The sequence below is a fragment of the Sphingobacterium faecale genome, from assembly GCF_016746095.1.
GTDB lineage: Bacteria > Bacteroidota > Bacteroidia > Sphingobacteriales > Sphingobacteriaceae > Sphingobacterium > Sphingobacterium faecale.
Window position 1 is genome coordinate 246,162 of record NZ_JAERTY010000009.1, and the last position, 22,320, is coordinate 268,481.

Consider the following 22,320-nt stretch of genomic DNA (forward strand, 5'->3'; position numbering starts at 1 on the left):
GACAGTTCGAATTATACTACAACAGGCTATCAATCATTTGCTTGATCGCTTCAACAGCGGCATCATCTGTACCCTGACTAAATCCTGTGAAGGCATACTGCACCATACCATTTTTGTCGATAATATATTTAGCGGGAATACCTTTTACCTGATAGGCATCACTCATGTGATAACTTTTTCCGGTATTTTCATCCAATAATATATGTAAATCATACTTACCTTTCTCCAGGAAGGCATGAACTTCCTTCTTTCTAGTCTCGTAATCGAGGGATTTTTCAAAAGTATTCACAAACAGAAACACCACGTCTTTATGATTCTTATACAATTCGGAAGCTCGCTTCATCGCTGGAAAAGAGCCTACACAAGGTCCACACCAAGTGGCCCAAAAGTCAAGAAAGATAATTTTACCTTTCAGGCTTGCCAAGGAAACGGTTTTTCCATCCATATCACGTAGTTCAAAAGGTTCGGCCTGATATACCTTCATATTCTTAGTAATTTCCTCAGATATGTTGGACTTCATAGTCGTTGTTAGTTGAGCTACATACGCGTCAAAATCTTTTTCAGATGCATTAAATGTCAACCAAGAATCCTTGAATGCCTTTTTTTCCTCAGGATTGGTTCTGCCTTCTTTTGTCAGCATTTCAAAAATACGGGCCGCCTCTCTGTGCTGCCCATTGTCATGTAGCAATAATGCATAAAATCCCAACTGCCCGCCTGGTAACTTGTCTGCCATACGGAGCTCTTCAATGTTCTTCAATGCTTCTGCTGTCCGACCTGCATTCTTCTGAAATTTCGCATAGGTAAGCAAATGGTGGTAATAAGTCTCTGAGACAACCTTATCATCGGCACGAAGAGCATCCGTACGCTTGATTTCAGCTAATAACAGTTGCTCCGCTTTTTGCGACTCACCTTTACTGACGAGAGAACCAACAACGGATTCGTATATAGGACGTATCAGATATTCACTTTTCACATCCTTTAAGTAATCGAGTGCCTGGGGATAATCAAATCGGATCAATGTCGGAATCAAATACAGACGCGACATATCAAAAAGATAGCCGACATTCTGATACTTATCTTCGGGGTAACGCATCAAGATATCCTGATATATAGCAAGTGCTCCTTGGGCTGTAGTCTCCTTCAATATCAGATCATTCATGGCCATAACGGTCTCTGTCACCTCTTTCGAATCCTTCAGTTCATTGACTACAGACTTTTGGAGCAGTACTTCCTCCAATTTTTTCGATAGCGCCTCGCCCCTAAGATTACGTGCTATGATGACACCATTAGGATCGATTAGAAAGTTTTTTGGAATAGCGTTTATAAAGTACTGCTTGGCTATAGGGCTGTTCCAGAATTGCAGATCAGATACATTAGTCCAGGTCAATTTATCATCTTTTATTGCTTTTAGCCACGCTTCTTTGCCGCTTTCTTTATCCAAAGAGACCCCTAATACCGTAAAATTGCTGTCCTTGAATTTTTCAAACGCTGTGACCACATGGGGATTTTCGGCCCTACAAGGCCCACACCAAGAAGCCCAAAAATCCAGCAGGACGTACTTGCCCCTAAAATCGCTCAAAGACACTTTTTGTCCGTCGGTATCGGTAGAAGTAAAATCCGGAGCCAAATGCCCCTCCTGAAGATTTTTCATTTCCTCTACCTGACGTAAGTATTCTTTTACTTCTTGGTTTTCCATCAGCCGTTGATCCAATTGTGCAAGTCCGTGATCAATCTTGTCCAAATCAGTAGTATTACCCAGATGCTTTCTTACCAGATAATAACTGATAATCTCATTGGGGTAATCCTTGATAAACTTTTGCTCAATGATAAAGCGCTGCTCTTTTGATTCACCCATCTTCCCAAAGATGGTATTTCGATAGATTGAATCCGACTTGACCCGCTCGATATTGTTATGCAGCTCGTGGGACAGTGTGTTGTCGTTTTTATCTATTTTTTTTAGTCTCTTCTTTAATTTCGGATATAGAATATTATTCTCTAATTGTTGTTGTTGTCCGTGAACATTTGGCCCTGTCACAAGTTGGACAAGAAACAGGCAAGCCAAAAGCTTTGCTATAGATATTATATGCTGCATTTTACGTTCTATTTTTATATTCTAAATCAATCACTTTATTAAGACCACCTACCTTGCGGACGAAAGTATCCCCCACAAAATCTCCTGTCGCAGATATGGAAAATGTATAGAATTTCCCTTGTCCGTGCCCATAGGTCGCTACCCCTAGCGTTTTATTATTATCGGGGTAGTTGACTAAGAGTCCTTGTGCTTGCTTCAGTTTTAAAGAAGTGATCATCTCATCTGCAGGGAAAGTATATACTAAACGTGCTCTCTGTGCAGGGATATCCAATAGGTATATATTTCGACCTACGGCATAGTACATATGGAGATAAGCTCCGGAAGAAGCAAAAAAGACTGCATTCTCTAGTTCTGGAGCATCTAATACATCGTATTTTTCAGCGGCCGGAACCGCAGCCGTAACCGATATCCTATATACAGCATATTTTCCTGTCCCTTGATCTCTAAAAAGGCAATTATAAAAATCTCCCAAACTGACTCCTCCGTAAACAAGCTCTCGCTGTACGTTGTTCATATCAAAAGCAGAACCTGTCGGATTTGAAAATTCGGTCACTCTACCGCTCACCATTTTTAAAAAGCGCTTATTTTTTGTGTCATAAAGAAATGTCGTGCTCAATGCATTCTGCACAAAACCATATTTGGCTATTTTCCAATCTCCAACGATTGCGGCGCCAAACTTAGGTGTTCCGGAGTGAAGCAGATCATGGTAATAGATATCACCGTCATTAACCAAAAAGGCATTTGCACCTAGCTTGGTAAAGAAGTAATTCTCAATAGCCAGCTTTTTTGGCGCTACAACGAACCAATCTTTAGCCTGTGTGGTGGCTTGGAACGTATATGAGCTGACTTCAATAGCGTTCTCATGCCCTAGCATAGAGACAAACTGCGAGCTAGAAATATCAGTCCCTACACGCACGGTGTGTGTACTCTTTGGTAACTTTTGACCATTATTGGCTAAGCCAAACAAGTTTCTTAGCGTTTCATCTGATTTAATAATGGACACTTCTTTATCGCCATTTCCATCTTCCTCTAACACAAACCATCCTTCGCTAAACTTTCCACTGATTAGCATTAAAAACTCCTTAACGAAGGGAACCTGTGTCTTTCTGTCGGTAACTTTTAGTTTTAACTTATATGTTCCCGGCGGCATATCCACAAAAGTTTTAAGATCCCGGCCAGTGCCTAATTCTATATTGCCCGAAGGCACAGGGTATAGATAGGCGCTCCATTCAAAGTCCAAATCTGTCTCACTCACAGACATGGTCTGAGCCAGTACAGGATGAACCCGTAAGGTGTCAAACTGATTTACATGGATGGTATCTCCCCCATCCCGTTGTACAGAAATCTGGTTTACGTCATGTAAATCATAATTTCCCTTATCCTTATAGCAGGATAAAATTGTAAGAAGCAATGTTATCCCAAAAATTATATGATTGTATTTCATTTCTATAGACTGTTATTTAAGGAAACTTAACTGCGACTCCATCTTCATCCAATAAAGGCTCTTTGTTAACTTGTTCATAGTTGAACAGATACCCCTTACATGTCTGAACAATAAAATTCAATTCAAAAGATGTGAGTGAGCCGAACGCTGAAAACCCGGTCTGGTTTATTATCGTTTCGTATTTCACACGACTGTATGAGCCGAAAGAAGAATCTTTCCACGAATTGGGTTTAGAGAGAAAATCATTAAGCTTAACTAAGTAGCTGAGCTGATCTTTGGGACCCAATTCGAAATCATCGGATGGATCAAGTTTAACCCACATTCGCATCTCCGTTGTTTTGATGGCCTCGCTCCGCTTCACTTTTATCGGTATATTTCCAGTAAAACTATCTGCGGCAATAATCGCCGGCAACAATTCAAAACTATTAGGTTCAATATTTACAGATCGGTCTTCTTGTATACTATAACTCACTGTTCGGTCGCTACTAACTGCGTCGCCCAGGATCCGTACTGGTATAAACACCGTATCTACGGTCTTAGCGGCATCTTGTATCGCGAATGAATAGGTTAGACTGTCTTTATCCGTATTATTATAGTATTTGTAAATGTACACTCCCGCCGACTGCGTAAAGGACATTAGACTTTCTTTCTTGCACCCCAAAAACAGTATAGATAGGGTGCCTATAAAAAAAACATAGTATTTCATAATCGGTCTATTTAGTACTTGAAAATTCAATTTCATCGTCTGGCTTTGGCAGAACATAAACAGAGGCGTCCATAATAGTAGGAAAGCCTTCTATCTTATCTGCATTTTTTCTTTTAAAATAAAAGAACAATTGACCTTCCTGATAAAACTCTTTCTTATACTCTTTAAAGATTTCTTCGGTCATGATATGCCCATCCAAACTCTTGGCCAAGGTTTTCAGCCCCCGGTTAGTACGAACTGTATTTATTAAATCTATTTTCTCGCCCAGCGATGATGTGGCTTCTGCGGCTATATAATACATCTCCGTAAGCCTGATACAAGGAACCCTGTTCATATTTGTTATGTTGTTGCCTACATTGCTGCTCTGCCAATACTTAAGCGGATATTTCGTTGCCGAACTTCCCTCTGTACCCCATAAATATAAATACCGGAAGTCGGTACTACCTCCAACGGCTATCTCATACAGCTGATTCCTAAATGTTTCGGTATTTGACAGTAAACTGGTCGAAGCTGAACTGGAGAACAAACTTGTGTTTATATCTTTTAAGTTGGATACATATAAACCAAATAATATCTCGGACGAAAAAACAAAATCTGACCTTGTCGAACTATTGATAGCATTCGCAGTAACAAAATTAAACAACTTAGAATCAACAACTTCCTTAGCCTTCTTGTAGGCAAGTTCTTTATCTCCTTTATAAAGATAGATACGGGCCATCAGTCCCGTGGATGCCCAATAATTCATATGATTGCGTGTATAGGATAGAAAAGGATCCTCGATACCGTTGTTTACGGCTTTATTCTGTGCCAGCAAATCAATAGCGTCTTCTAAATCTTTTAAACAAAAATCCAATCCTTCAGCTAATGTAATCGACGGAACAACATCCATTTTAAAACTTGTCACATAAGGAATTGCTCGTTCCATCATCCCGCTTGCTGTGGGAATAGGTCCGAACGTACGTAACAGGTCAAAATGCAATAAGGCGCGAAGTGCCAGGGCCTCTCCTTTGACCTGCTCATAGTTATTCTTTTTGAAAACAGATTTTTTGGCATCTATATTCGCCAGGAGATTATTGATATTTGCGATAGCATTATAACTGGTCTTCCAAAGGCCGTCTACCTTTGGACGTATGCCGATATCCAGATAGTTATACTTCGATGCCTGATAATAGGTATTCGTGGTCGTCGTGATGTTATAATTCTGTGCGAGCACGTCCATAAGCCCCATTGTCATTTCTTTTGCATACAACGATGGACTGGACATGGATACATACACACCTGTTAAAGCGTCTTTAAATCCCTGTTCATCTTTAAATAAGACGTCCTCTGGGGCGTGGGTTTTCGGCTGGACCTCCAACCATTTATTGCAACCCAGACAAAGGCAGGACAGCAATAAAATATATAATATTCTTACCATTTCCTTAGTATTTAGAATGAGGTATTGATTGTAAATGTGAAGTTTCGTGCAAAAGGGTAGTCCAACCCGCGTTCGACCTTAATGGTAGAAATCCGAGCCAGATTATTGGCCTGTAAGCTAAATCGTGTATTAGAAAGTTTCCATCTAGAAGTAATCTTGTCGGACAAGATATATCCCAATGACACCGATTCCAATTCCATAAAGTTGTTCTTTTGAACAAATCTTGAAGTCGCATTGGTCGGTGTCGTCACCGTCAGACCGTTCAGGTCTTTCAATCCTTTGAAGAAAGTAACGTCTCCTGGCTCTTTCCAACGTCCTAACAATACGCGTTCGTCCACATTGTAACGGATGTTTGCATTTTCAATTCGATCGGCCAACGTCTGGTTATATAACGTACCTCCTAACTGATAAGAGAAGTAGGCTCCAACCTGTATACCTTTGTAAGAAAAATTAGTCCCCCAGTTGCCACTTAAATCGGGAATAGCATCTCCCACGATTACTTTGTCGGCAGCATTCCATACATAGGTAAGATCTCCATTCTTTTTGATATACAACTCCTGCCCGTTGCTAGGATCAATCCCCGCAGACCGCACAGCCCAGATTGCATTGACCGACTGTCCTTCTTGAAAACGAAGCTGTGGCCTAGTTTGAAGGTTATTGTCAGTTTGATCATTTTGGTCATTCATTTTTTTCAGAGAATTGGAAATTTCCTGAATCTGATTTTTATTATGAATAGCGTTTACGAAAAAACTCCAAAACATCGACCTTGGTTCGTTTTTCATAACAAAGAAATTAATACTTCCCTCTACTCCAATGTTCTTCAGCTTGCCAACGTTCTCTTTGTAAGAGCTAACACCCAACGACGGAGGTGTGTTAATATCTAAAAGTAAATCATTGGTCTTTTCGTTGTAGACTTCCATCCGAAGTGTGACCCAGTCTTTTAAGAAATTAATATCAGCACCTAGATTAAGTTTTTGGGTTTGCTGCCATTTCAATCTTTCATTTCCATAACTGAGCAATGTGGCGCCGAACATACCTACATAATCCTGAGCAGTGTTATACTGGTATGTGCTCAGTGCCATGTATGGAGAAAATTGTTGACTACCGGTAGTACCTATCCCTCCTCTTATTTTAAAACGAGTGACACCTAAGTCTGTCAAAAAATGCGCAAATGATTCTTCATGCACATTCCAACCAAGCCCTACCGCCCAAAATGGTGCAAACCTGTTTTTCGAACCAAACTGAGTTGACCCATCCGTATTAAAGGAGAAGTCGACCAAATAGCGTTTATCATAAGTATAACCTATACTGCTAAAAACGGATACTCTTCTATTAATATTATTTTGCCCTGTAGGACGACTGTTCCTCAAAAACTCTTTCCCGAAATAAAGCTCATCTAACTTCGCATTAGGGAATCCTTTCATAACAAACGCTGTGGCTTTACTATTCTGCTCGGCTGCAGCTGCTCCCAGTGTTGCAAAAACTAAGCTTTTTCCAAAGGTTTTATTATAATCTGCTGTAAGGCTAGCGTCGTAAGCAAAAAAACTACTATTGCTACGATCATAGCTGCCCCGTAAAGCATACTCTTCTGAACTATAATCGGTTACATTAATAAAACTCGTATGGTCTGCGGGCAGGAATTTATCAGACTGATCCTCCTGTTTCGTAAGCCCGAGCTTTCCTGTCAACTTTAACCCATTGCTGAACTTCCACTCCAAAAATGTCTGATTGGTGACACCAAAGTACTTACTAAAATCTTTTGTCCCTAAAGAAGCGTTGTATAGCGGATTGCCAACCAATGTCTGTCCTAAAATCCCTGGATTAGAGAAAACTTCTAATACTTTTAGTACATCGCCACTCTCATCGAATGGGGACCAATATGGATTAAGCCGGGTATATTGAGAATAGGCTCCATAGGGTGAATTGTTTGACTGATTAACAGTCAGATTGAATTGGTTGCGAACGAGGAAATTGGATTTTCTATAAGAAAGCTGCATCCCTCCTTCATAAACATTCCGATCAGAGCCTTTCATCACGCCGGTATTTTTGGTATATCCGACATTAACACCATAACGGACATAATCGTCACCTCCATCAACATAAAGCGCATGTTTATTACCAACACCTGTACGGAGAGGTTGGGATAACCAATAGGTATCTACACCACTCTCGACAGCTAGCTTACGCTGTTTATACAAGTTGTCATAAAATATTTGATGATAAGGATTGGTCGTGAAAAAAGAGCCACTGATACGCTCTAGTTCCAATTTATCACTGGCATTTAAGAGATTATAGGATGTCAGATCGGGGGCGGTCACTTGTAAAGTCCCCGTATAATTAAGCCGGACTCTACCCTTTTCCGGCTGCTTGGTATCGATGACTATCACTCCATTAGCAGCTCGGGACCCATAGGCAGACGTAGCTACTGCATCTTTTAAAATGGTAATTCGTTCTATTCTATTTATATCAAGATCACTGATTTTCTGCAAACTACTCTCAAACCCGTCTAGAATGAACAATGGCATGCTTGGATTGGTTTGATAGGCCGACATAAAATCAGCACCAGAGGAAGGAATGTTTCCGGTGGTACCACCCTGAGATGGGAAATTATTGGTTCCGCGTAAACTGATATTGGGTAATCTATTCGGATCAGATCCAAAATTTAGATTGTCAGGCATACGAATGGCCGGATCAAAAACTTTCATAGCCTCTAAGGCATTCATTGAATTGACATTGCGGAGCTGGTCTCCTGAAATAGTCGTAGCAACTCCTGTAAAATTCTCAGTAGGCCGTGAAAATAATCCTGTAACGACAACTTCATCTACCTCTTGTCTAGCTTCTTTCAACTTAATAAGGTAAGGCCCATGGCTGGAACTCAATTGTTGACTATGCTTTTGAAATCCTAAAAAATTAAAAACGACCTGCTCACCATCGGCCTCGATAGGTAGACGAAATGCTCCGTTTTGATCGGTTTGAAAAGTTTGTTTTTTCGCTTTTCCAAAAATGATATTTACCCCAGCCAGCGGCTGACCTAAAGTGTCTACAACGCGCCCACTGATCTCACTTTGTTGAAAATCTGCCACAACTGCAGTCCTCACATCTTCTCTCTTCTTATCAACAGTTAGGATAATCTTGCCTTCCATCTTGTATCCAAATGGTTGATTTTCAAAAATCAGAGGCAATACATCTTTTAAATCCTGCCTGACATTCAAACTAATAGGCTTAGCAGATCGCATGTGACTTTCAGTAATAGCAAAAGAATAGCCCGTTTGCTTCTTTATTTGTTGCATAACTACACGAAACGAGGTTTCTTTTGCTACAATAGAAACCTGTTGGGCATTACTAGAAGCTGATGCGCTATAAATGAACACAAAAATAGACACTAAAAGTAGTTTCATAATTCGTAACATGTGTTTGGAAATGGTTGGATAGCGCCTATTATCTACGGCATGAAATATCCATCCATTGTCAAGAATAGTTTTATTCATTACATTTGTTTGTTAGGTTAAAAAGTGTTAGTTAATCCTTTAGCTTATTGTCCTGACTACTGCTGTCCCGACCGCGAATCAGGACAGCTTTTTTATTTATTAAGACAAAAGCGCATTATTGTAATCGTATTCTTTCTAAAAAACAAAAACCTCCTTTCCTTTTATCTTAAATTGTACTTTATACGTCTGTTCTAACGCCTGAAGTACTACAGAAAGATTTTCGGTAGCATCGATATTAATATAAGCACGCTCTCTTGCTTGATAATCCGAAGGGTAGACAAAGTGTACATCGTATCTTCTTTCAATATCGGGGCTCACCTCCTGCAAACCGACTAAACTTCCAGCAATACGCCCATCAAGCCAAGAAATTGTTTCCTCAACATCAACAGTGCGTTTGTTCAAGCTCGTATTATCAACAACTGCCTGATCTCCTGGAGATAAAAAAATATCTTTTTCGTGACTACGAACTGCCACTTTCCCTTTAATCAATGAAGTTGCTTCCTGCTGTGTATATGCACGCACATTAAACTCTGTCCCTAAGACAGAAATCCGCTGCCTCATTGTCTCCACTACAAATTTTTGTGACGGTATATGTTTGACATCAAAAAAGGCTTCTCCTTTTAACTCCACCTTTCTTTCCTGACTATCAAAACGGGTAGGATATCTTAAAGAAGAGCCAGCATTTAATGTGACGACCGAGCTATCTGACAAGGTTACTCTATAGTTACTACCATTAGGAATGCTCAACGTAACCCACTTGACATCAGCTGATATGTTTTGAACATATTCTCCATCGACATAAGTAATATCTCCTGATTGACTTACAATCCCCTCGGCTTTATTATCTAGATTAATGACGCTACCATCGTCAAGCTGTAAGATAGGGCCATTTGTAGCTGGACGGACATCTTCTCCGTATCGACTGGTCAGCTTAACTGGGGATGTCTCTGTAGCAAGCTGTAACCATACCGCCCACATTCCAAAACCAAAGGCTAAGAAAATCGCTGCCGCCGCCACCCAACGCCTGAATACTATCATCCGTTTCTTTTGAGCTAGCCGTGTCCTGAACATCTCCAACTGAACATCCGAATCTGTCAAAAGTCCCATCCGGACAATATCCTTACCTACTATTTCCGGATTTATGGCATTATCAACAAAATGCTTACGGATAGATTGCTCTGACAGCCATCCTGCAAGCACACGTTCTTCTTCTATCGATAACTGATCTCCTTGAGCCTTCTTCGTCAGAAGGCTAGTTATATGAAATGTGTATTCTAGCTGTTGCTCATCCATGTCCCTTTTTCTATAGAAACCGGAAAAACAGAGTTCTCTCTATAGAAAAATGAAAAAAATTAGAAAAACAGAGAAATAAATAAAAAAGTACTGTCTGAAAGGCGCTTTTTCAACAAAGCTACTCCTTTGGATTTTTGGTTATTGATCGTACTAACACTAACGCCCAACAATGAAGCTATCTCTTTTGCATTTTTGCCTTCTTCCAAAAAATACTTGATGACAGCACGACATTGGGGAGGCAGCTGTTCTATCGCATCTGACAATTCACGGATTAATTCTGAGTACAGAATATCATCTAATATACTATCCTGTACATCGGTATACATATATCTATAGTCTTGAAACCTTCGTTGTCGCACGGCGTCCTTTTCAAGTAATTGCAAACAGCGATTTTTAGTACTGATATACAAAAATGCCTTAATAGAACTAATCTTTTGGAAGTTCTTCTTTCTTGCATAAAATCGCATAAATACGTCCTGCACCACCTCTTCAGCTTCGGTAATATCTTGGGATGAAAGCATTCTGTTGGCAAAAAACACAAGAGCGGGCTGAAAAGTCTTGAAAACCCAAACAAAGGCACCTTCATCTCCGTCATGAAACTGTTGTATCAGCTCACACTCTTTTATAGTTACACCTGTCAACTGCATTTTGGTTATTCTGATTAGATGACATAAAGGTAGATAAAATTGGATTAACTTAAATAATCTAAAGCATATCATAATCAGTACGGCTCAAAGCACACACTAACCAAAACTTCGGCACCTCTAGAAATTTATTTTGATCAGCTCTATTTCTTTAAAGCATAAAGTATGTTAAAAGTATAAAAGGAATTAAAATAAATAATATTTTGAATTATAATACTTTATCAAAGAAAAAGGAAATGACAAAAACATGCTTCAACCTTGCCTTAACCGTGCTACTGCTGCTAATAGCGGGATCAACCGGATTTGCCCAGCGAAAAACAAATCTTTCGCTTTCCTTCAATGGACAGTATGCTCAAAATGATTTTAAAATCATCATCAACGACGGCATAAACGGGTTTGACGTGGATAGTATCGTGAACAATAAAGTTCTTGTAAACAGAGAGATCTTTGCTCCTTATGCACATATTTCAATCACCTACAAAGGCGGTCAATCTTATGACTACTTGATCGGTACGGCACCTGCACAGATAAACATGAATATAAAAAGAGATATTGACGGGATGGAGAGGTTAGATTGCAGCGCGGTAAATGCCGACAGAATAATGGATCCTACTACGAGTCCAATGTATGCGGGCCTTTTACAGGTAAGAAAAGAACATGGAGAACCCATATCATCCTTTTGGCAAGAGCATGGGAATACTTTTATGAGATCGGATTCGCTGAAGCATAAATACGTAGATATAATCAAACCTTTTAATAGTATTACGATCAATTATCTGAAAGACTATCCTGACGACTATTTCTCTTTTTGGTTTTTTAAGACTCAGGTACTGGACGCTAGTAATATTATTGCAAAAGCAGCACCGGACTATGTGGAATATCTGATTTCTTTTATGTTGGAAACCTTTCCACAACAATACACCACATCGGAGAACGTTACATATAGTATAGAATCGCTACGAGCGTCAAAAGAAGCCCCAATACAAGTTGGAGAGTTTGCTCCAGGCTTTGAGATGGTAGACTATAACGGCAATATCATCAGCTTGAAGAACCTACGCGGAAAATTGGTGCTTCTGGATTTTTGGGCTTCTTGGTGCGGTCCCTGTATCGCTCAGATACCAGACATCAAAAAGTTAACAACGCGATTCCACATAGATGATCTGGAAGTGATAGGAATCAGCCTGGATAGAGATCAGAACGATTTTAGAAATGCTACTATACAACACGAAATGACATGGAGACATATACTTGACCATCGAAAAAAACTAAGCAACCTATACCGCATATCGGTCGTACCAACACTATTGCTGATCGATAGAGAGGGGAAAATAATATTCAAAAATGACAAGGGTTATGGTATAAATAAATTACAGAAAATAATCACGGCAAACCTATCTAAAAATTAAATAAGGCACTTGAAAGAAAACGGCAGGAATAACAACCAATGATCCGACTAGCTCATGTGATCCTATTCTCTTTATCTTATTTGATGATTACTTTGGCAACAAAGAGGCTGGTGGATATGAAACGAAATATACCACCCTAGCTTGGAAAAAGTATATATATGTTTTAAACTTTCTATAAAAAACATCTATTCGACCATTCTATTCTGGGATATTATCAACAGGTATACAGCTTTTTTAGAACAACTTTATGAAATCGATTCTGTAGCGGAAAAGAATGGTGAAAAGAACTATCTCGCAGGCACCAATTCCCATTGGTCGAATTTGTTGTTTTGCAATACCGCGGTCTGTGTCCCGTTGTAACTGTTGTCGCCGTCCCATATAAGAACTTTTCCACCATAGGTGCTCGAAGCTAAATGGAATTTGTTATTTGTTCCAGCAGCAGGCTTTAAGGTAAAATTTTCGGCTCCTTCGCTATTCACACTCAACCAAACCGAATTGGAAAAATAGATATACCAATTGGGCGTATCATACATCTTAAGCTGAACGGTACCGTTTTTTGCTTGGATAACTTCCCATTTCTGCAGATTGCTGCCATCAAAATCATTCAACCTAAGCTTAGTAAATTTTTCTTTTTTAGGATTGGTCAATGCTTTTTGACTGCCTACATTGATGATATAAAATGTACCTGCATTGATCTTTGTGGTGTTGGTAACGCCGCTACCTGCTGTTTTTCTTGCTGTTCCTGAAGATGATGGAGGGATGAGCACGCCCGAATTATCTACGGTGCGTGCCGCTTGCTGGATGCTAGAACAAGATGTAAGGCTTACTGCTATTATTGCGAATAAGGATTGTTTGATTAATTTATTCATATCAGGGTTATTTATTATTTTTTAATTATCCAGAGCACAAATAGTAATATCTCCAATTTGTATTTGTTTATTCTGATCGTAGACATAAACTAATAAAAGATTTTTGTCCAGATGACTTCCTTTCCAGCCATTTCCTTTGGGGATAACGACAAATAAGTTTAAGTACTTTGCTGTTCCGCCATCATATCCGGCCCATAATGTACTCTTATATCGTTCATAATTCCATGTTAATTCGCCATCAGCGGGAGCAGAATCTTGTTTGTATCGCCATTTGAGATTAGAAAAACGATAATACCCGTTTCCGCTTACTGCTTTGTATGTCTGGTGGACAAATACGTCGTTAGTCAGTTTTACAAGCTGCATGTATTTGGTCTGTATTTTTTTATTGTTTTCATTGAAATAATGACCTCCTTTCAGCTCGATTTGATTGTTTTTATCCCTTGTCAGTTCTACATACCCAAAATTTGTTTTGAGCGTCGTAATACCTGTCTCTGCATTATAAGTAATAGCGGATTCTGCAACAGATTGAGTAGATGCAGTGTATGATCTCATGAAAAATCTTTCGGTGTTGTTTATATTGCGTTCTAGAACATATACCCTAAAATAGATTTGGTTGCCCAATTCAGGGATATATTCTGGTTTTACACTAATTTCTTCTACAATTTGATAGGTTAGCAGCTCGTCGACTGTGATTTCTTTGGCTACTTTAGGTGCCGCATTGTCATTATCTTTACTACAAGACGTAAAAACGAGCATTATTGCAAATAATGCGAATGTTATTTTTGTGATAGTTTTCATAGGTGTATAATCTGTTTTTTATCTGTCATCCGCCAGCTGCCGGACTATGGGTGTTTGTGCTTCGCTAAACATGAGTATTTCATATGCTCTAATTAGACACGCCTGGCTGATTGTTATCATCCGAGCAACTCATGATGAAAAAGAATATTCCCGGAAAGAGCAGCATATAAAGTGCTTTTTTTGTCATAATTAGTTTGCTTTTAGTTTAAAAACAATAACAAAGTAAGATAAAGGCCTAGAAAAAAAATAGCATAAAATCGTAAAAATCGACCTTATGCTATAGATATCATGTTAATTTTTATCGGTTTAATCGGTCAGCTCCTTACCTCAATGTAGTGCAAAATCTGATATAAAGAAGCATCTCTGTATTTTTTCATCTGCTCTTCATCTACGCCAAAACCTTCCTCTATTGCTTTTTGCAAGGGGTCGAACAAAGCTTCCCATTGTCTTCTATCCTTGGGAACTGCCCCGGTAAATTGCTTAAACTCACGTATAAAGTGGTTTTGATCGAAATAATCAAATTGGTGGACAATATCGCTCCAGCCGGCATTTGGGTTTTCTCCCAGAAAGTTCTGAACGGCTGTAAATCGGGCTACACGTCCAAATAGTTTGGGGTTAACACCTATTATTGCTGTAAAATAATTCGTAAGCCCAGAATGTGACATACCTATATTTTTACAAAGTTCTTTTATCTGTACCTTTCCAAGGTTTTCTGTGATTTGCCTACAGGCTTTAATAATCCTTTCATCGGTGGTTTTTGTTCTTTTTTGGAGTTCGCCAATCAAGAATTTCTCCAAAACCCTAACACAGTACCCATCATCGTGCAAATGACTTTCCAATTCGGGTAGGAGTTTTTTTAGGTCAGGAAACAGAACGGTAGCATCCGAAGTAATGTTATGTAATTGCGATTGCTCTATCCCGAAAATGGAATAAGCTCCCCAGGGAAGAAAATCTACATTGATAATACGGATATCTTCCTTGGGTGTATATAGGACCGATTTGGAATACTGTCCTGCAAAAGTAATTCTGTAATCTACAATAGCTCCGGTAAAATGGTCTCTTACGGAAGGATTAGTATTCAAGAATAATGTTAATGAAGTTGCATTATCCGGCAGAAATTTAGTCTTAGAAAGCTCTTCTACGGACAGTTCCGCAAAAGCAAACATCAATATATGATCTTTTAGTAAAGGATCTGTCTCATAAAATTTTACTTGCATAAGCTTGTTTGATTACCAATAGCTAAAATACAAAAAATGTCAATGCAGGAGCGTCGACTTTCCTTAAATTGCTTTTTGGTTTTAAACAGGGAACAAACCAAAAACAGGCCACCCCCAGAAAAAAATAAAAGAGAAGAGTTGCTCTAGATGATAAAGGGAACAAGAACAAATGAATCAAAACGAAATACATGTTTTAGCTCCGCTGAAAGTCACAAATACCCACACCTGGGTATTTATTAATAGTAAAATCTAGATTAAATTTGTTGTTCAATTTATCATTAGTATAAAAGAGAGTGGTAAAATTACTTCTTAATTTGAATGCACGTATCACTATTGTACCCGCTTATCCGTGGCCGCTCACAACCTAGATACAATTATTTGGAAAAGGGCTATAGTGAACAAGTAAATATAAACTTTAGCACCATGATGAAATCCTATTTTAAAATTTTAATTGGCTTTTTGTTCTTTTCGCTTCTTTTGAGCTCCTGTAAAAAGGGAGGAACAGCAGATGAGCCAGAAGAGTCTATCGGGTCTAACACCAATAAGGAAGTTACGCTAAGCAAATCCACAGGACTCCCTGGAGAAGCCATTGAGCTTAAATTCAACTTCAAGCTTGAACAAGAACGCTACAGGGCAAAGTTCGGTCCCGAATCAATTGACATACTACGCTTAACAGATAGCACAGGGATACTTTATATACCCGCAATTGCATCCAGCGACTATTTCATCGACCTTCAGCAACTTGGAAAAAACATACAGGCGCCCTTTAAAATCTTACCGTATTCATTTAACACCGGTGAAAACGCTATCAAAGACGAAATATGGAACATAGTAGCGGGCTTATTTAACGACCAATCGATGTTTGGTAACATGCGACAAAAGTTTGAAGATGATCTAAAAAAAATGAGCAAAGAAGATCGCAACATTTACTTACATTTATACCGTAACTTAATTAAACAAACTTTAAAAGATCGAGAACTTGAAAAATTTTCCAACTTTGAAGTCAATGATCTCGCAAAACTCGCAATTCGTGAAAATTTAAATCTCCAATTTTTAACACCTGCAAATAGTTTAACGCGTCTAGCTGTGTCTAATCCGAAATTAAGTCCCGACTATGAAGCGCTGTTTATGAAGCCCGCCATAGAGTTTTCTAATATAATGAAAGGCATTGCTGTTTGGGTATTGGGACACCTTATTGTTACCGAAGCAACAACATATGCTAGCCGAATCTGGGGACCGATAGCACTTATTGGCGGAACCACGATTTCTATTGGGGGAGCTTTATTTATATGTGGTTTAGTCGACAACGCCATGGCAGCTGTAAATTTACTTTACAACTATATCGCGATAGTTTTTACCGAAGATCTTCTGGATACTAAAATGCAAAACAGTGATAGCATGTTTAAATCAAGCTCCGATATCCAAGAACAAAAAATGGATTTTAAAATCGGGCAAGGGCTCGAACAGAATATTGCATTTAACTTTTACAGCTTTTCGATTAAGATGAAAGACAAAACACGCAGTAGCCTTATAAATTCCTTGGTATCAGCATATGAACGTGTCTTACCCTCCTATAAAAAATTCTATGCTATGGGAAATGCAATTACTTCTTTTTTCCAAATAGAAAATACGCTAGCAAAACCAGAGTCTTTAATTCCACAATCCTCAAATAAAGCGGCACGTGGTGTGCGTGCGTCCCAAATCCGAATTGAAAACATTTCTAATTCTGCTATACAAATGAGCCATACAGACGGAGAACAAGGAATCATCTTTCAAGCAACGGGTATTGGTACAACAGGTAAGGTTGAGTTTACATTTGATTTAGTTTTCGAACAATCTCAAATTGGTATGCTTGCAAAGCAGCGTGTTCGAGCGACATATGACGATCAAATGAATCCCGAAACACTTCAGATAGTCAGGGGAAATTTGCAATTCGGAAAGCCGGGGGTCACATTAGATTCTGAAATTGCAGTAAAGTTAACAGATGCGTTGGGCAATCCTGCAATTGGGAATAAAGTAGTATGGAAAGTTAAAGATGGTAGCGGAAAGCTTCAAAGTGCGGAATCGACGACAGATATATCAGGGGTTGCAGTTAATAAATGGACATTAGGCTCGACTAACCAACAACGTGTAGAAGCCTCTTTTCGAAAAGCGGATGACACTTATATGGAGACTACTTTTAATGCATTATGGGACTTAAATGGTACTTGGGAAGCATCTTCAATTTATTTTAGTGAAGATCATAAAAACTGGAAAGGAGATTGGCTTAAACAAGAATTTAATCGGCAAAAAATCGATTACTTCACCATGATCGTCGAAGATAACAATAGCTATATCTTCCAGGACGCAATGACCTTTCGTGATCAAGATAATAACATGAAAAAGTACGTGCAAAGCACACCTCGTTCAACTATTTATTTTGATACTTGGGAACAAGATATCTTAGTCAACTTCCAAGCTATGGGCGGTCCTGGGCCAGCAATCTTGAAATATCTTACTCCGACACGCATACAGATAAACTTTGCTGCACTCAAGGGCTTTAATACACGTTGGCATTCTAGTAAATCAACAATAATCCCATATTGGTGGAACGAACAGATTATTCTGGAAAAAAAGTAAAGTAACATCTAAGAAAACACGACCTCGACAAATCAACAACAAATTGAATATCAAAAAAAATACACCTCTATAGTGACAATACTTACTGCTACTACAAATAAGCGCCTCCGTAGAAGGAGAAAAATAGTATTCATTAAAAAACCCTGAACAGCTACTGAACAGGGTTTTTCTAATTTAAAATTTACGCTAAGCTTATACCACTGAGCTAATGATAGTGCAACAATGACATCGATCTGTATAATATGCTCCTTTATTGATTAACCAACCTATAGCAAAGCCGAGAGCCTGCATTAATCATTAAAGCCATAGTAGACTACTTATGGCTATCATAAAAAGCCTTATACCACGCCCAGAGCTACCGGCCAAAAATGGAGTGACTGTGTACCACAAAGTCCTTTGATCAACAAATAGTAATTAAAAAAGATGATGAATTTATTATAGATCCGTTATAAAAAATCTCCCTCACTGGCTATTAGACGCTTTATATCAATCAAATAAACCTTTTTTTGACCTCCATCATCTGTTGGCGCAGCATATTTATATACGAAACGATACTTTGCTGCGCAGTTCAGCGGCCTTCCTCCAGATATTGCAGCCTGCCAATAGCAAGACAATAGCTTTAATTTCTCGATAATTAAACGCTCTTCATTGCTTTTAACACCAAAATCTTCAAACATTCCGAATCTACTGTCTCTGTCAATTATAAAACTGATATCGACACTATCCTTGGACCAATTGCCTGTATCTATAATATCACTCCCGTTTTTTAAGAGACGGTTTAATTCGAATTTTAAGAAATTAATTCCCCCTTTATATTGCGGGTCTATTTCTGTAGCGTAGAATAGATCGTGAGGGCGCTCTATGCCTGTTATTCTGGAGTATAATGTAAAGCAACGATTACTGTATACTCTATTATGGACAGATGCTTCAAATGAAGGTCGTGTAACAATGATTTTCTCTAAATTGTTATTCAAATAGAACTCGACAAGATAAGTTCTTGTTAAAATGCTATCCGAGTATATCGCTGGCTTAAATCTTCCTACAATTTGGTTGAGCTGATCAAATATTATATTTTCAAACAGCGTACTTTCGTTTGCTTTAAGTGTTGTTCCAAAAAGACTAATGGAAGGCTGTCCGCCCCCATTAAAATCTACCTCAAAAAATATCTTTGCCAAAGGGAGTCCCTCCAGCTTTCGACAGATATTCTGTTGGGAAAAGAGGCTGGTTAAATCGTCCTTAAATTCCTTGAGACCACGGTTTGGATAGCCATTTCCTTCTACCTTATAACGCATCTCTTTCCTTAAATCCTCTGTGTATCTAAATGTCTCTTGAGCATTGGAGAAGAAGCAAAGAAAAACAAGCAGTATCAGTATTCTAAATTTCATCTTTACGGGATATTTTTTGGCATCACACATTTTTTATCAGTTTTAGCAAAGTATCATATGATCTCCTCTATTTGTCGGATAACCTTATACTAAAATAAGATATAATTATGATACATTTTTAATTTCATGATTGTACTTTTCTTCGGGTGCAATCCTTCCTAAACATCTATACCCACCTTCCTCGACTATTTTATTGAATAACCAATTCTTTCGAAAAACAACGGTGGCTAATGTTACATGGCTCGGAGTGCCTTTAATTAAAACCGGGCTAATCTATCTATTGGTTTATCTACAGAAATCAAAAAAGTCAACGTTAAAAATTGGAGGTAAAAAAGCCTATCTTTAAATTTGTTTTAAACAAGCCGGTTGCTAACCTTTATAAGTGTACTAAATTAATTTAGTAGCTTGCGTACAAGATGAAAGAAAAGTTTTTTGCATTTCGATTTTCAATCCAGGTTTTTATATTGCTATTTTTTGCTTTACCCTATGTTATTTGGGGACAAGAAGCTGGACTAGCTTTTCGAAGCTATGAAAAAGTACAGAACGAACGTACTTCACTCTTATTTTCACCCGCATTTGACCTTGAAAAAGATGCGGAGATCCTTTTAACATTTGATCTCAAATTTAAAGCCAATCAACTCTCCTACTATGGCTATGTATTCCGTATGATCCTTGATAAGCAATTCAATATAGATCTTGTATGCGACGACTTTAGTAAGAATAACCAGACTTTCAGTCTGGTGGTGGGAGACCAACAGTACATTTTGAAACTGCCTAACACGACGCCCGATCCCTATGGATGGCTGCCCGTACAGGTAAAGATTTCGCAGCATAGCCAAGAAGTAGAGATAAAAGTCAACAATATCGTGCAGACTGCTCGATTTGGCTATAAGGGTAAAGGACAGGCTCAGCTCAGCTTTGGCGCGAATGTTATTGCCGGTTTTTCTAATACGGATGTCCCTCCTATGTACGTACGTGACTTGCAGATCCGCCAGCAAGGACAGCTACTGAGCCGGTGGTTACTTGCTGAAAGTAGGGGCCAGGAAGTTGCCGATAGCCTGGGCAGAATTACGGGTATGGTGACTAATCCCAACTGGATAAAAGCCCTACATACCCGCTGGCAGCTATTAGCCGACATCAAATTGGGCCATGCCAGTAGCGTAGCCTTCGATAAGGTCAATGAACGTGTAATCTTTATAGGAGACACTGCTTTGCATATCGTCGATCTTGCAAGTAACAGTGTTCAAAACATAATTTACAGCAGTGGTCCTCTGGGCCTGCAAGCTGGTAATCAATCCATATTCGTATCCGAAACAAATACGCTATATAATTTTTTTCCGGACGAACCTATTGTAAATGTTTTCGATTTTAAGAAGCGAAGCTGGCGGACTTCCTACAAAAAAAGAGAAAAAACGGCTTTTTGGCATGCCAATAAATTTTATTCGCCGGTCGACTCTGCCATTTACCTACTTGGTGGTTATGGATATTTTACCTATAAAGGTGGGTTGATGAAGGCCAGTTTACGGACAGGTCAATTCGACACATTGTTTACTTCGGATCCCGCTTATGCTCCACGCTATCTTTCTAGTGTAGGAAGCACCAGTGACGGCGTCTATATATTTGGTGGATTTGGAAGCAAATCAGGCAAACAGGGACTCAACCCCCATCATTATTACGATATGTTGTATTTTGACTTTAAAACACAGCATTTACGTAAATTGTGGGAGCTACCACCCCGTACGGAAGAATTTGTACTTGGTAATTCTTTGTGGATAGACAGCATTAACCAGCAATTTTACGCGCTGACTTACCCTAAAAATATATTTGATAGTGCCATAAAATTAGTCCGTGGGTCCTTGCTAGGTGGCCCACTTACCGCTTTAGCAGACAGTATACCATTCCGTTTTCAAGATATTAATTCCTTTGCGGATCTATTCTTTGCCGATAAAAATGAACAGCTGATCGCCGTTACACTATACGACGATGGTACTGAAGTACATGCACAATTATACGGTCTGTATTTCCCACCCATGCCATTGACCGAAATAAGCCCTCCTAGTCACCCCCATCTTACTTGGATCATGATCGGCGGTGCTTTTGCGCTTGTAGCCAGTATGTGGCTTCTACGGAAAAAGAAGCAGAGGCCAGTACCGTCTTATTCATTAATGGATAGCACACCCGAACAAACCGGGAATAAGGTCTATTTATTTGGAAACTTTCAAGTAGTAGATAAAAGAGGAGTAGATATTACCAAAGAATTCACACCGGTGTTAAAACAGTTGTTTCTATTTATTGTTCTACAAACCATTCTCAACAAGGCTGGTGCGAGCTCGGAGCGACTCTACGAGCTGCTATGGTCTGATAAGGATACGAAAAGTGCAAGAAACAACCTCCTGGTTAATATCGGTAAATTAAAAAATGTATTGGGGGCAGTAGAAGGAATCCATCTCTCCAAAGATACAGGCTATTGGCAATTCCAATTTGACAATAATCTACGGGTGGACCTAAACGATTTTTGGCGTATCAATATCACGCAGCAGTCCTTACTAGAACAAATGCTTCTACTATCCGGCTTCTTAGAAAGGGGGGCATTTCTGATGGATATGGATTTTGAATGGATGGATGAAGCGAAAGGACTGGTCGCTTCGAAGGTGACAGATAGTTATATTATATTTTTAAAAAAATATCCAGTACACGAGTTTGGTGGACCCCACCTGATTATAGCCAAGCGGATAGGACATTATGATCTGATGAACGAGGAAGCTATGATGGTACGTTGCTTCCTTCTGTCCCAAATGGGCTCTCACCAAGAGGCCAAACAAGCCTATGAATCATTTGCTACAGAGTACCAAAAGTTATACGATCAGGAATATGACGTCTCTTTCAAAGAAATTATAGTGCGCTATTAATTTTTTTTAATAAAAATAAAAGCCTAGAAAACA

Annotated in this window: 14 protein-coding genes; 3 read left to right on the forward strand and 11 right to left on the reverse strand. The window is 39.0% G+C overall.

Features of this window, described 5'->3' with window-relative positions; genetic code table 11:
* Positions 1–16: 16 nt before the first annotated feature.
* From JKG61_RS16845 to JKG61_RS16875, 7 genes are all read right to left on the reverse strand, one after another.
* On the reverse strand, positions 17–2,092 hold the full coding sequence (locus tag JKG61_RS16845) for a TlpA disulfide reductase family protein (RefSeq protein WP_202104118.1): 2,076 nt from the start codon (positions 2,090–2,092) through the stop codon (positions 17–19).
* A 1-nt stretch (position 2,093) separates the two neighbouring features.
* Positions 2,094–3,536, reverse strand: coding sequence for a PKD-like family lipoprotein (locus JKG61_RS16850; protein WP_202104119.1), 1,443 nt, complete (start codon positions 3,534–3,536; stop codon positions 2,094–2,096).
* A 16-nt stretch (positions 3,537–3,552) separates the two neighbouring features.
* Positions 3,553–4,242: a DUF4843 domain-containing protein gene (locus tag JKG61_RS16855; RefSeq protein ID WP_202104120.1), complete on the reverse strand. Its 690-nt coding sequence runs from the start codon at positions 4,240–4,242 to the stop codon at positions 3,553–3,555.
* Between the two features lie 7 nt (positions 4,243–4,249).
* Positions 4,250–5,659: a RagB/SusD family nutrient uptake outer membrane protein gene (locus JKG61_RS16860; RefSeq protein WP_202104121.1), complete on the reverse strand. Its 1,410-nt coding sequence runs from the start codon at positions 5,657–5,659 to the stop codon at positions 4,250–4,252.
* 11 nt (positions 5,660–5,670) lie between these two features.
* Positions 5,671–9,147, reverse strand: a complete 3,477-nt coding sequence (locus JKG61_RS16865) for a SusC/RagA family TonB-linked outer membrane protein (RefSeq protein WP_237249520.1) — start codon at positions 9,145–9,147, stop codon at positions 5,671–5,673.
* Between the two features lie 135 nt (positions 9,148–9,282).
* Positions 9,283–10,440, reverse strand: coding sequence for a FecR family protein (locus JKG61_RS16870; protein WP_202104122.1), 1,158 nt, complete (start codon positions 10,438–10,440; stop codon positions 9,283–9,285).
* 59 nt (positions 10,441–10,499) lie between these two features.
* Positions 10,500–11,087, reverse strand: coding sequence for an RNA polymerase sigma factor (locus JKG61_RS16875; RefSeq protein ID WP_202104123.1), 588 nt, complete (start codon positions 11,085–11,087; stop codon positions 10,500–10,502).
* Positions 11,088–11,320: 233 nt separating this feature from the next.
* Here JKG61_RS16875 and JKG61_RS16880 point away from each other — a divergent pair, with 233 nt between their 5' ends.
* Positions 11,321–12,490, forward strand: a complete 1,170-nt coding sequence (locus JKG61_RS16880) for a TlpA family protein disulfide reductase (protein ID WP_202104124.1) — start codon at positions 11,321–11,323, stop codon at positions 12,488–12,490.
* A 287-nt stretch (positions 12,491–12,777) separates the two neighbouring features.
* On the opposite strand, the gene JKG61_RS16885 is transcribed toward JKG61_RS16880, so the two are convergent.
* The 3 genes from JKG61_RS16885 to JKG61_RS16895 all read right to left on the reverse strand — a co-directional run bounded on the left by JKG61_RS16885 (position 12,778) and on the right by JKG61_RS16895 (position 15,374).
* Positions 12,778–13,359, reverse strand: a complete 582-nt coding sequence (locus JKG61_RS16885; protein WP_202104125.1) for a hypothetical protein — start codon at positions 13,357–13,359, stop codon at positions 12,778–12,780.
* Positions 13,360–13,380: 21 nt separating this feature from the next.
* Complete coding sequence (locus JKG61_RS16890; RefSeq protein ID WP_202104126.1) at positions 13,381–14,157, reverse strand: hypothetical protein; 777 nt, start codon at positions 14,155–14,157, stop codon at positions 13,381–13,383.
* Between the two features lie 314 nt (positions 14,158–14,471).
* Positions 14,472–15,374 (reverse strand): helix-turn-helix domain-containing protein, encoded by a 903-nt coding sequence (locus JKG61_RS16895; protein WP_202104127.1) that lies wholly within the window; start codon positions 15,372–15,374, stop codon positions 14,472–14,474.
* A gap of 423 nt (positions 15,375–15,797) precedes the next feature.
* Between JKG61_RS16895 and JKG61_RS16900 the strand changes: the two genes are divergently transcribed.
* Complete coding sequence (locus JKG61_RS16900) at positions 15,798–17,993, forward strand: Ig-like domain-containing protein (protein ID WP_202104128.1); 2,196 nt, start codon at positions 15,798–15,800, stop codon at positions 17,991–17,993.
* Between the two features lie 446 nt (positions 17,994–18,439).
* Here JKG61_RS16900 and JKG61_RS16905 read toward each other — a convergent pair whose 3' ends face one another.
* The gene (locus JKG61_RS16905) at positions 18,440–19,378 is read right to left on the reverse strand and encodes a hypothetical protein (protein ID WP_202104129.1); all 939 of its coding nucleotides are present in this window, start codon (positions 19,376–19,378) and stop codon (positions 18,440–18,442) included.
* A 416-nt stretch (positions 19,379–19,794) separates the two neighbouring features.
* Between JKG61_RS16905 and JKG61_RS16910 the strand changes: the two genes are divergently transcribed.
* Entirely contained in the window at positions 19,795–22,287 is a 2,493-nt protein-coding gene (locus tag JKG61_RS16910; RefSeq protein ID WP_202104130.1) for a hypothetical protein, read from the forward strand.
* The last annotated feature ends 33 nt before the right edge of the window (positions 22,288–22,320 follow it).